At 67.1% G+C, this 12,089-nt stretch carries 10 protein-coding genes; 7 read left to right on the forward strand and 3 right to left on the reverse strand.

Annotated elements, in window-relative coordinates:
* The first annotated feature begins 9 nt into the window (after positions 1–9).
* Both secD and secF read left to right on the forward strand, forming a co-directional pair.
* Positions 10–1,914: a protein translocase subunit SecD gene (gene secD / locus IB228_RS02650; protein ID WP_192197501.1), complete on the forward strand. Its 1,905-nt coding sequence runs from the start codon at positions 10–12 to the stop codon at positions 1,912–1,914.
* Between the two features lie 16 nt (positions 1,915–1,930).
* Positions 1,931–2,896, forward strand: a complete 966-nt coding sequence (gene secF, locus IB228_RS02655) for a protein translocase subunit SecF (RefSeq protein WP_183643340.1) — start codon at positions 1,931–1,933, stop codon at positions 2,894–2,896.
* A gap of 150 nt (positions 2,897–3,046) precedes the next feature.
* Here secF and IB228_RS02660 read toward each other — a convergent pair whose 3' ends face one another.
* Positions 3,047–3,877 carry an inositol monophosphatase family protein gene (locus tag IB228_RS02660; RefSeq protein WP_183643337.1) on the reverse strand — a complete coding sequence of 277 codons (831 nt, stop codon included), beginning with the start codon at positions 3,875–3,877 and terminating at the stop codon, positions 3,047–3,049.
* A gap of 96 nt (positions 3,878–3,973) precedes the next feature.
* Between IB228_RS02660 and IB228_RS02665 the strand changes: the two genes are divergently transcribed.
* The 3 genes from IB228_RS02665 to IB228_RS02675 all read left to right on the forward strand — a co-directional run bounded on the left by IB228_RS02665 (position 3,974) and on the right by IB228_RS02675 (position 7,863).
* On the forward strand, positions 3,974–4,747 hold the full coding sequence (locus IB228_RS02665; RefSeq protein WP_183643333.1) for an RNA methyltransferase: 774 nt from the start codon (positions 3,974–3,976) through the stop codon (positions 4,745–4,747).
* A gap of 114 nt (positions 4,748–4,861) precedes the next feature.
* On the forward strand, positions 4,862–5,743 hold the full coding sequence (locus tag IB228_RS02670) for a phosphate/phosphite/phosphonate ABC transporter substrate-binding protein (RefSeq protein WP_225562263.1): 882 nt from the start codon (positions 4,862–4,864) through the stop codon (positions 5,741–5,743).
* The gene (locus IB228_RS02675) at positions 5,740–7,863 is read left to right on the forward strand and encodes an EAL domain-containing protein (protein WP_192197502.1); all 2,124 of its coding nucleotides are present in this window, start codon (positions 5,740–5,742) and stop codon (positions 7,861–7,863) included. The genes IB228_RS02670 and IB228_RS02675 overlap by 4 nt, the downstream gene beginning before the upstream one ends.
* 145 nt (positions 7,864–8,008) lie before the next feature.
* Here IB228_RS02675 and IB228_RS02680 read toward each other — a convergent pair whose 3' ends face one another.
* Together IB228_RS02680 and IB228_RS02685 are read right to left on the reverse strand one after the other, a co-directional pair.
* The gene (locus IB228_RS02680) at positions 8,009–8,641 is read right to left on the reverse strand and encodes an exopolysaccharide biosynthesis protein (protein ID WP_192197503.1); all 633 of its coding nucleotides are present in this window, start codon (positions 8,639–8,641) and stop codon (positions 8,009–8,011) included.
* Between the two features lie 5 nt (positions 8,642–8,646).
* Entirely contained in the window at positions 8,647–9,951 is a 1,305-nt protein-coding gene (locus IB228_RS02685; RefSeq protein ID WP_183643324.1) for a hemolysin family protein, read from the reverse strand.
* Between the two features lie 253 nt (positions 9,952–10,204).
* On the opposite strand from IB228_RS02685, the gene IB228_RS02690 reads away from it, so the two are divergent.
* Together IB228_RS02690 and IB228_RS02695 are read left to right on the forward strand one after the other, a co-directional pair.
* Positions 10,205–10,831, forward strand: a complete 627-nt coding sequence (locus IB228_RS02690) for a DUF47 family protein (protein WP_183643321.1) — start codon at positions 10,205–10,207, stop codon at positions 10,829–10,831.
* Between the two features lie 10 nt (positions 10,832–10,841).
* The gene (locus IB228_RS02695) at positions 10,842–11,963 is read left to right on the forward strand and encodes an inorganic phosphate transporter (protein WP_192197504.1); all 1,122 of its coding nucleotides are present in this window, start codon (positions 10,842–10,844) and stop codon (positions 11,961–11,963) included.
* Positions 11,964–12,089: the final 126 nt, after the last annotated feature.

A 12,089-nucleotide genomic window follows, 5' to 3' on the forward strand; every position in this document is an offset into this window, starting at 1 on the left:
GTTGCCGCAATGCTTGAATTCCCTCGCTGGAAATACGTCGTCATCCTGCTGGTCGTTGCGCTGAGCGTGTTCTACGCCCTGCCCAACATCTACCCGCAGGATCCCTCGGTACAGATCACCCCGAACCGCGGATACGCGGTGGACGCGGCGTTGCGGCAGAAGGTCGAGGCCAGCCTCAAGGAGGCCGGCGTGGCCACCAAGGCGCTGGACGACCAGGATGGCAAGAGCCTGCTGGTTCGTCTGCCGGGCCTGGATGCGCAGACCAAGGCCAATGACGTCCTGCGCGGCGCGTTGGGCGAGAACTACGTGGTGGCGCTGAACCTGGCCTCGACGGTCCCGGACTGGCTCAGCCGGTTCGGCGCCCGCCCGATGGTGCAGGGCCTGGATTTGCAGGGCGGCGTGCACTTCGAGTTGCAGGTCGACCAGAAGGCCGCGCTGGACAAGCGCGTCGACGCCTACGTCGAGGACGCCCGCCTGACCCTGCGCGACAACCGCATCAAGTACCAGTCGGTCGAACGCCGTCCGGACAACAGCATCGCCATCGCCCTGGCCCCGGGCGAGGACGCCAACAAGGCGCGCGACCTGCTGGCCAAGACCCTGGTCGCCTCGTCCAATGCCGGCGGCACCGGGCTGGCGGGGGGCGGCGCCCTGACCTATGACGTGGAAGGCGAGCGCATCACCATCGTCCTGCCGGAGAGCGAACTGAACCAGATCGCCGGCAGCGCCATCGAGCAGAACATCACCACCCTGCGCAACCGCGTGAACGAGCTGGGCGTGGCCGAGCCGATCATCCAGCGCCAGGGCAACGATCGCGTGGTCGTGCAGCTGCCGGGCGTGCAGGACACCGCCGAGGCCAAGCGCATGATCGGTGCGACCGCCACCCTGGAGTACCGCGCAGCGGTCGACGGCAACGCCTACGACGCGGTTGCCAGCGGCAACGTGCCGCCGGAGGCGCGGGTGTACTACCGCCGCGAGCTGGGCCCCGATGGCAAGCCGATCCCGATCCTGCTGAACAAGCGCGTGATCGTGTCCGGCGACCAGATGGTCGGCGCGCAGACCTCGACCGACCAGAACGGCCTGCCGGCGGTCAACGTCACGCTGAACAACATCGGCGGCCAGCGCATGTTCGACTTCACCAGCGCCAACGTGAACAAGCCGATGGCGGTGGTCTACATCGAGCGCATCCCGCAGGTGGATATCGTCAACGGCGAGGAAGTGCGCAGCACCCGGATCAAGGAAGAAGTGATCTCGGTGGCCAACATCAATGGCGTGTTCGGCAAGAACTTCATCACCACCGGCCTGGAAAAGACCGAGGCCGACGGCCTGGCCAAGCTGCTGCGCGCCGGCTCGCTGGCCGCGCCGATGGACTTCATCAACGAGCGTGTGGTCGGTCCCAGCCTCGGCAAGGAGAACGTCGAGCGCGGCACCAAGGCGGTGATGTTCTCGTTCCTGTTCGCACTGGCTTTCTTCCTTGTCTATTACCGGGTGTTCGGTCTGCTGACCTGCATCGCGCTGCTGCTCAACCTGGTGATGGTGGTGGCGGTGATGTCGCTGTTCGGCGCCACCATGACCCTGCCGGGCTTCGCCGGCCTGGCGCTGTCGATCGGCATGTCGGTGGACGCGAACGTGCTGATCAACGAACGCATACGCGAGGAATTGAGGGCGGGGGTGCCACCGCTGGCGTCCATCGCCACCGGCTACGACAAGGCCTCCGGCACCATCTTCGACTCGAACATGACCGCGCTGCTGGCCGGCGTGGCGCTGTTCGCCTTTGGCACCGGCCCGCTGAAGGGCTTCGCCGTCACCATGATCGTCGGCATCCTGACCTCCGTGTTCACCGCCGTGACCGTGTCGCGCGCGCTGGCCACGCTGATCTACGGCCGCCGCCGCAAGCTGAAGTCGCTGGCCATCTGACGAGAGCAACCGAACCATGAAACTCTTTCCGCTGCATCTCGTTCCCAACGACACCAACATCGACTTCATGCGCCTGCGCTGGGTGTCGCTGGCGGTCGCCCTGATTCTCGCGGTGGTCGCCGTCGGCGCCATGGCGTTCAAGGGCTTCAACTACGCGCTCGATTTCACCGGCGGCATCATGGTGGAACTGCGCTTCGACAACCCGCCGGACGTGGATGGCGTGCGCGAGCGCCTGGAAACCTCCGGTTACCAGGGCGCGCAGGTCCAGACCTTCGGCAGCGGCCGGGATCTGCTGGTCCGCCTGCAGCCGCGCGAAGGCCAGACCGATTCGGAAGCCGCCAACCGCACCGCCACCGAGGTGGTGAAGCTGGCGTCCTCGGCGGAGAACCCGGCGACCAAGCTGCGCAGCGAAATCGTCAGCCCGCAGGTCGGCAAGGAACTGGCCATGAACGGCCTGTACGCGCTGATCTTCGTGGTGGTCGGCTTCCTGATCTACATCGCGTTCCGGTTCGAATGGAAATTCGCGCTGGCGGCGATCTTCACCACCCTGCACGACGTGCTGATCTGCGCCGGCTTCTTCGCCCTGACCGGGCGCGAGTTCGACCTGACCGTGCTGGCGGGCCTGCTGTCGGTGATGGGTTTCTCGATCAACGACACCATCGTGGTGTTCGACCGCGTGCGCGAGAATTTCCGCTCGCTGCGCGTGGATCCGGTCGAGGTGCTGAATCGTTCGGTCAACCAGACCCTGTCGCGCACCATCATCACCTCGTTCGTGGCGTTCCTGACCGTGCTGGCGCTGTACATCTACGGCGGCGGTTCGCTGGAAGGCATGGCGATCTCGCAGATGATCGGCATCGTGATCGGCACCATCTCCTCGATCTTCATCGCCTGCCCGCTGCTGACGATGGGCTTCATGAAGGTCACCAAGCAGGATCTGATGCCCAAGGCCAAGGACGAAGCGGCGCTGGCGCGCAGGCCCTGAGAGCCGGGATTCGGGATTGGGGATTCGAGAAGTCTCCCCTTTCCGGAATGAAAAAAGGCCGCGCATCGCGCGGCCTTTTTCGTAGGGCGGAGCTTGCTCCGCTGATGTTCATCCGGGCAAGGCGAAGCCGAGCAAGCCCGGCTCTACCCATCAGCCCTTGGGCGGGTCGAAGCTGGCGGCGTAGCCGGAGCTGACGATGGTCTTCTGCAGGGCTTCGGCCACCTTGATGTTGCCGGCGACGATCTGGCGGGAGGCCGGGCCACGCCCGTCCATGCGCGGGGTGGCCGCGCCGCGGAAGTCGCAGATGCGGCCGCCGGCCTCGCGCACCAGCAGCACGCCGGCGGCGATGTCCCAGTCCTTCACGCCGGCTTCGAAGTAGGCGTCCAGGCGGCCACAGGCCACGTAGGCCAGATCGAGCGCGGCCGAACCGGTGCGGCGGACGTCCTCGGCCTGGACCAGCAGTTCGCGCACGCATTCGAGCTGGGCGCCGGCACGGGCGCGCTCGCGCGGCGGGAAGCCGGTGCTGATGACGGTGCCGGCCAGATCCTTGCGATCGGCCACCCGGATCTTGCGCTCGTTGAGCTGGGCGCCGGCGCCGCGGCTGGCGGTGAACAGGTCGTTGCGCAGGGGATCGAAGATCACCGCGTCGGTGGGCTCGCCGTTTTCGACCAGCGCGATCGACACGCAGTAGTGCGGGAAGCCGCGCAGGTAGTTGCTGGTGCCGTCGAGCGGGTCGATGACCCAGGTGTAACGGCTCTGGCCCTGGATGCCGCCTTCCTCGCCGACCACGGCGTAATCGGGATAGGCGCGGCGGAGTTCCTTGACGATGACCTTCTCGGCATCGGCGTCCACTTCGCTGGCGTAGTCCATCCGGTCCTTCTGCACCACGTTCAGCGCGTCCAGCTTGTTGATGCTGCGCAACAGGACGTTGCCTGCCAGTCGGGCGGCTTTGACCATGACGGTGACGGCGGGTTTCTGCATGGCTTCGGACCTCGGAACAGGCAGGGGGGCGGTATGGACGGTGGAAAAGAACGGCGCGGCGCAGGGGCCGGCGCGCACAGTTTAACATCTGCGCCCATGAACACTCCCGAATTCCCGCTTCCCGCGGCCGACCGGCTGCGCATCGTGCTGGTCGGCACCCAGCATCCCGGCAACATCGGCGCCGCCGCGCGCGCCCTCAAAACCATGGGGCTGGCCCGGCTGGTATTGGTGGCCCCCGAACAGTTCCCGGCCGAGGAGGCCAGCCGCCGCGCCGCCGGGGCCGACGATCTGCTGGCCGACGCCCGGGTGGTCGCCACCTTGGCCGAAGGGGTGGCCGACTGCCGCTACGTGCTGGGCTGCACCGCCCGCAGCCGCCGGGTGCAACTGGAGGAATTCGAGCCGCGCCAGGCCGCCGCCCGGGCGGTGACGATGGCCGCGCAAGGCGAGGTGGCGATGGTGTTCGGCCGCGAACGCACCGGCCTGACCAACGAGGAACTGCAGCTGTGCCACGCCGCCGTCCACATTCCGGCCAATCCCGAGTACAGCTCCCTGAACCTGGCCGCCGCCGTGCAGGTGCTGGCGTATGAGCTGCGCCTGGCATTGCGCGGGCAGGCCTCGTCGCCGGCGCCGGAAAGCCGCCACCCCGACGACGCGCCGGCCAGCCACGCGCAACTGGAAGGCTTCTTCGCCCAGTTGGGGCAGACCCTGGATGAGATCGATTTCCACAAGGGCCGCACGCCGGATTCGGCGATGCGCAAACTGCGTCGCCTGTTCCTGCGCGCGGACCTGAGCGAACAGGAGGTGAGGCTGTTGCGGGGCGTGCTGGCGGACGCCCAGCGGATGGCCCGTTTGGCCGACGGGCGCACGTAATCTACTGTCCCAAAGTCACAATTTCGGCTAGGCTCCCACCACCTTTTCGAAGGATTCTCCTCGTTGCCTACGTCCCGGTTCGCATTCGTCCTGACGCTGATCGGGGCGTTCCTCCTGCCGGGTGCCGTGGCGCCGGCCGATGCCGCCGGTGGCGATGATCACGTGCTTGTCCTGGGCCGCATCAGCGACGATCCCAAGGCCCACTACGAACAGCTCAAGCCGCTGCTGGACTACGTGATCCCGCGCATGCGCGATGTCGGCATCACCGAGGGCCGCATCCTGATGGCGCGCGACACCCAGCAGATGATCAGCTACCTGCGCCGGGGCCGGGTGGACTGGGTGACCGAAACCGCCGGCACCGCGATGCGGTTGCAGGACCGGGCCGGCGCAAAGCCGCTGGTGCTGACCGAGCGTGGCGGGGTGGGGCGCTACCACGGCGTGTTCTTCGTGCGCCGCGACAGCGGCCTGGAGAACCTGCAGGACCTGAAGGGCAAGGCGATCGCGTTCCAGAACACCGCTTCCACCAGCGCCTATTTCGCGCCGGCGGTGGAATTGCTGGATGCCGGCCAGCGGCTGGAGATCCTGCTGTCGCCGATGGATCGGCCGGCCCCGGATTCGGTCGGCTATGTGTTCGCCCGCACCGAACTGAACATTGCGGCCTGGGTCCACAAGCGCCTGGTCGATGCCGGCGTGGTGAGCAGCCTGGACTGGAACGACGCCCGCCGCATCCCGCCCTCGTTCCGCAACGACTTCCGCATCATCCACGAAACCCCCGAGTATCCGCGCGCGCTGGAGATGGTGCGTGGCGATCTGGAGCCGGCGGTCGAGGCGCGCCTGCGCGAGGTGCTGCTGCAGGCCGCCGAAGATCCGCAGGCGCGCGAGGCGATGCGGCTGTTCTTCCGCACCACCGCCTTCCTGCCGGTGGATCCCGACTCGCGGCGTGCGCTGGAGCACCTGCGGCAGGGCGTGGGCCGCGTGCGCGAGCAGGTCGAATGAAGAACAACCTACGTTTTGGCCTGGAAGCGCGCTTCCTCACCGCCATGGCCATCATGCTGGCGGTGGTCATCGGGTTGCTGGCGACCCTGCTGCACCGGCAGAAGGCGATGCAGCAGGAAGTGGCGGGCGTGGCCCGCGAAGCCATGCACGGCATGGCCGAGGACAGCCTGCGCCGGCACGGCGGCGCCACCGTCGAGCAACTGGCCGACGCCCTGGCCAATCCGCTGTACTACTTCGATCTGGACACCATCGGCACGCTGGTCCGCTCCGCGCAGAAAGAGCCGGACGTCAGCTATGTGCTGGTCTACGACCCGCAGGGGCGGATCATCCACGACGGTTCCGAGGAAATCGCGGTCTACGGGCAGCAGATGAGCGACCCGCTGGCCTACGAGGCGATCAGCACGCCGGAACTGCATACCCAGTGGTCGCCGCAGATCGTCGATATCTCGGAGCCGATCATGATCGGCAACCAGCGCATCGGCGGGGTGCGGGTGGGCTACTCGCTGGATTCGGTGCGCGGACACGAGGATCGCGCCGTCGCCGCGGCGCGTACACGGCTGGAGGAACTGGGACACCGCCACCTGATCTGGGTGTGGGCGCTGCTGGCCGCGCTGGTGGTGGCCTGCGTGGCCATCATGGTCTACGCCCAGCGCACCCTGGTGCGTCCGATCCGGCAACTGGCCGAAGCCGCGCACGCCATCGAGGTGGGCAACTACAACGGCGAACGCCCGGTCAGCCACCGCAACGACGAGGTCGGCGAACTGGTGCGCGCCTTCAGCAGCATGAGCGACAGCATCGCCCGCCACGATCGCGACGTGCGGCGCATGGCCTACACCGATTCGCTGACCGGCCTGACCAATCGGCTGGCGTTCCGCGAGAGCCTGGATCACCGGCTGATGATGCTGCGCGGCGCCGGCCGCCAGCTGGCGCTGCTGTTCGCCGACATCGACGACTTCAAGCGGGTCAACGATACCCTCGGCCACGAAGCCGGCGACGAGGTGCTGCAGCAGTTCGCCAACCGCATCCGCGAGGCGGTCGAGCAACTGGGCGGCGACGACGCGATGCTGGCGCGCTTCGGCGGCGACGAGTTCGTCATCCTGATCCAGGACGGCGACGTGCGTTCGGTGGCGACCCGGCTGGCCGAACAGCTGGTGACCGAGCTGGGCCGGCCGCTGGTGATCCAGGATCGACAGGTATTCCTGGGCACGTCGATCGGCATCACCCTGTTCCCCGAGGACGCCTCCGGCGCCACCGCGCTGATGAAGAACGGCGACATCGCCATGTACCAGGCCAAGGTGGCCGGCAAGAACTGCTACCGCTTCTACAGCCGGGCGATGGATCAGGCGGTGGAGCGGCGGGTGCGGATGGAGCAGGAACTGCGCGGCGCCTGGGAGCGCGGCGAACTCAGCCTGCTGTACCAGCCGGTGTTCCGGCTGTCCGACAGCCGCATCGTCGGCGCCGAGGCGCTGCTGCGCTGGCAGCACCCGGAGCTGGGCATGGTTGCGCCCTCGGTGTTCATCGATGTGGCCGAGCAGAGTGGGCTGATCGAGAGCATCGGCCCGCGCGTGCTGCGCGCGGCGTGCACGGCGGCCGCGCGCTGGAGCGCGGATCGGGATCCGATGGATCAGCTGTTCGTGTCGGTCAACGTCTCGCCGCGCCAGTTGCGCAGTGGCGATCTGCCAGAGGTCGTGGCCGAATGCCTGCGCGAAACCGGGCTGGCTTCCTCGCGGCTGCACCTGGAGCTGACCGAGACCGCGGTGATCGCCGACGAGGCGCACGCCAGCGCGCTGCTGGCGACCCTGCACCGCACCGGGGTGAAGGTCTGGCTGGACGATTTCGGCACCGGCTTCTCCGGTCTGAGCCACCTGCGCCGGGTACCGGTCGACGGCGTGAAGATCGATCGCAGCTTCATCGCCGACATGCTGCGCGATCCGGACGATCTGGCCCTGACCAGCGCGATCATCGCCATGGCCCATTCGCTGGGCATCACGGTGGTGGCCGAAGGCGTGGAGAAGGAAGGCCAGTTCAACATCCTGCGCGAACGCGGCTGCGATCTGGCCCAGGGCTATTGGCTGGGCTACCCGGTCACGGCTGCCGAGTTCGCCCAGCTCATCGCTTGAGCAACCCGGATCGATTCTCCTGTAGGAGCGACGTGAGTCGCGACCATGCGCTTGCACCTGTCCGTATGGGACGGTATCCGGCTTTCATGGCCGAATCGGGTTGACGGTCGCGACTTACGTCGCTCCTACAACGGGTTCCTGCGGATCAGGAAAACCAGCGGCCGAGGAATTCGGTGGTGGCGGCGACCAGGTGTCCGGACAGGAAGCCGAACACGATCACCGCGGTCCCGCCCGCCACCCAGGCCACCAGCATCAACGCGCCATCGCGTTCCAGCAGGGCCAGCGCGAACAGCAGCAACAGCACGCCGAAAACGTAGTTGGTGAACGGAATCGGCAGGGCCAGCAGCAATCCCAGCAGGATCAGCAGCAGGCCGGTGAAGGAGAGCGCCAGCTTGTGATCGAGCACCGCGTGCAGGCGCGGGCGGATCAGTTTTTCCAGCCGTGCCAGCCAGGGCGAGAGCAGGGTGCGGAAGGTGATCAGCGCGCTGCGGTGCGGACCACGCCGGGCGATGAAGCCGGGCAGCCACAGCCGGGAGAGGCCGACCAGCAACTGCACGCCGACCAGGATCACCAGCGGACCGCCGATGGCGCCGCCGACGCCCGGGATGGGAATGAACGCGGGCAGCACGCCGATGAACAGCAGCAGGCCGAACGCGCTCTGGCCGAAACCGGACAGCAGATCGCCCAGTTGCAGGACCTGGTTGGGATCGCCGAGCGCGAAATCGTCCAGCAGGGCGCGGGTCCCCGCGTGGGGCGGGTGGGACGAGGTGGAATCCATGGGGGTCAGGCCGCCGCGTCTTCGCCGGTTTCCTCCGGCAGGCGCTGCAGCAGCAGCTTGTCGACGCGGGCGCCGTCCAGGTCCACGACCTCGAAACGCCAACCGTCCAACTGGAAGGATTCGCCCACGTGCGGGATGCGGCCGAAGCGTTCGATCACCAGGCCGGCGATGGTGTTGTACTCGTCATCATCGGGCAGGGTCACGCCCAGCAGTTCGCGCAGATCATCGTTGGGCAGCGAGCCGTCCACCAGCAGCGAACCGTCGTCGCGCACGACCACCAGCGCGGCGTCCTCGTTGTTCTCCGCGGACTGCAGGCGTCCCACCACCGCGCCCATCAGATCGCTGATGGTCACCAGGCCCTGGATTTCGCCGTATTCGTCCACCACCAGCGCCAGCGACTGCTGTTCCTCGCGGAAGATCTCCAGCAGCTTCATCGCATGGGTCGATTCGGACACGAACAGCGGCTCGCGCAGGTTGCGGAAAATCTCGGGCGACTTGTCGGCGAAGCGGTCCAGCAGCGACTTGACCTCCAGCACGCCGACCACGTCCTGGTCGCCGGCGCGATAGACCGGGAAGCGCGAGAACTGGGATTCGCGCATGACCTCGAGGTTTTCCTGGTAGTCGGCGGCGGTATCCAGCCAGACGATCTTCTTGCGCGGGGTCATCAGGCTGTCCGCGGTGCGATCGCCCAGGCGCATGACCCGGTTCATCATGTTGCGCTCGTCGACGTCGATCACGCCCTGCTCGTGGCTCTCGGTCACCAGCAGGCGGATTTCCTCCTCGGTCACCGCGCCGCGGTTGTCGTCGCGGATGCCGAGCATGCGCAGCACGGCGCGGTTGATCGCGCCCAGCACGAACACCACCGGACGGGCGATGCGCGACAGCCAATCCAGCGGGATGGCCACCATCGACGCGATGGCCTCGGCATTGGTCAGCGCCAGCCGCTTGGGAATCAGTTCGCCGAAGATGACCGAGCCGGCGGTGATCAGGGTGACCGCGGTACCGATGCCGATCGGGCGGGCGTACTGCTGGACGCCCGGCACCAGCTCGGCCAGCCAGCCGGCGATGATCGCGCCGATGGCGTCGCCGCCGAACACGCCGGCCAGGATGCCGATCAGGGTGATGCCGATCTGGACCGTGGACAGCAGGTTGTCCGGGTGCTCGGCCAGGTGCAGGGCCACGCGTGCCCCACGGCTTTCCTGGGCCATCTGCTTGAGCTTGAGCTTGCGCGAGGTCATCAGCGCCATCTCCGACAGGGCGAAGAAGGCGTTCAGGATGATCAGGGCGATGACGATCAGCAGTTCAAGCACGGCGGCCCTCCGTCATGGCCGGAGAGGGCGCCGCCGGGGATGCGTATCGCGGGCGACAGTGCGAGGGGGAGGTAGGGTCGTCTTCCATAGGGTGCACCCTCGGGTGCCGGAGGAGTGTACCAAACCCGGACCGGAGGGCCGCAGAGGGGGCTTTCCGGGGCCGGGATGGGGCCTGGCCGTCGCCAGGACGGTCACTAAACGGTCATAATTCCGCCCCTAAAGCCGTCCGCCCCGTGACGGCGGGATTTCCCCGATGTTCTCGCTGCAGACCATTTTCGGCTCCGGCCAGCAGTTCTACACCCTGCTCGAAGAGGCTTCCCAGGCCGCCCTGGACAGCGCCAAGGCCCTCCACGCCATGATGAAGGAAAGCGACCGCCAGCCGGCGCTGGACGCCTTCAAGCTGGCCCGCCTGCGCGAGCGCGCCACCTCGGACAAGATCAGCCAGGCGCTGGTGGACAGTTTCATCACCCCGATCGAGCGCGAGGACATCGAGGCGCTGGGTTCGGCCCTGTACAAGATTCCCAAGCAGATCGAGAAGTTCGCCGATCGCTACTCGCTGGCCCTGCAGCACCTGGAAGGCATCGACTTCGCGCCGCGCGCGGCGATGCTGGAGCAGGCCGCCGCGGTGGTGGTGGAGATGGTCCACGAACTGAAGAAGATGAACATCGATCGCATGACCGCGCTCAACGAGAAGCTGCGCGCGATCGAGAACGAGGCCGACCGCCTGATGCTGGAGCTGTACCGCGACATCTATTCCGGTCGCCTGGATCACCTGCAGATGTTCCTGTTGAAGGAGTTCTTCGAGATCCTGGAAAAGGCCATCGACCGCTGCCGCGAAGCCGGCGTGGTGGCCTACCAGATCGTGCTGAAGAACAGCTGAGGACCGGCCCATGCTGACCCTGGTCCTGGTGGTGATCCTGGCCGCGCTCGTGTTCGAGTTCATCAACGGCTTCCACGACACCGCCAATTCCATCGCCACCGTGGTCGCCACCAAGGTGCTCTCGCCCGGACAGGCGGTGATGCTGGCGGCGATCATGAACCTGGTGGGCGCGTTGACCGGCACCGCGGTCGCCAAGACGATCGCTTCCGGCCTGATCGACACCGGCGTGGTCGAGGTCACCTCGCAGGTGATCCTGTGCGCGCTGCTGGGCGGCATCGTCTGGAACCTCATCACCTGGTGGAAGGGCCTGCCGTCCTCCTCCTCGCATGCGCTGATCGGCGGCCTGTGCGGCGCGGCGCTGGCCGCGGCCCACAACGACTGGGGCGCGCTGATCTGGTCCGAAGCGGTTGGCGACTGGACCAAGAACAAGGGCATCCTGTGGAAAGTCGTGGTGCCGATGATCAGCTCGCCGATTGCCGGCTTCCTGCTGGGCATCGGCGTGATGCTGCTGCTGTGGGGCCTGATCGCGCTGCTCTCGCGGGCGACGGGCTGGCTGCGCCGGCTGGCGCGTCCGAACTTCGTCAACAAGTTCTTCGGCAAGGCGCAGATCCTGTCGGCCGCCTACATGGGCTATGCGCACGGCCACAACGACGCGCAGAAGACCATGGGCATCATCGCGCTGACCCTGTTCGGCGCCGAGGCCACGGGTGCGTTGAACGAACTGCCGGGCTGGCTGGCGTTCCTGCATCCGGGCAGTGCCGGCGAGCAGGACATCGCCACCTGGATCGTGCTGACCTGCGCCGTGGTGATGGCGCTGGGCACTGCCTCGGGTGGTTGGAAGATCATCAAGACGCTCGGCCACAAGATGGTCAAGCTGCATCCGATCAACGGCTTCGCCGCGGAAACCAGCTCGGCCACCATCCTGACCGTGGCCGCGCATTTCGGCATGCCGGTCTCCACCACCCACAGCATCTCGACCGCGATCATGGGCGTGGGCTTCGCCAAGAACCCGCGCGCGCTGAAATTCAGCGTGGTCGAGCGGATCATCTGGGCCTGGATCCTGACCATCCCTGCCGCCGGCGGCATTGCCTATGGCCTGTTGAAGTTGCTGCAGGCGATTGGGTGGGCCTGATGAGGGGCCGGGATTAGGGATTGGGGATTCGGGATTGGCAGGAGCGAAGGCGTGTTGCCTGCGACCTGATCGCGTTCCGATCCCGGGTCCCGCTGGGTGAATCCCGGTCCTGATGTTCCAACGCCG

Origin of the sequence: Pseudoxanthomonas sp. PXM04, from assembly GCF_014851695.1 — a bacterium.
GTDB lineage: Bacteria > Pseudomonadota > Gammaproteobacteria > Xanthomonadales > Xanthomonadaceae > Pseudoxanthomonas_A > Pseudoxanthomonas_A beigongshangi.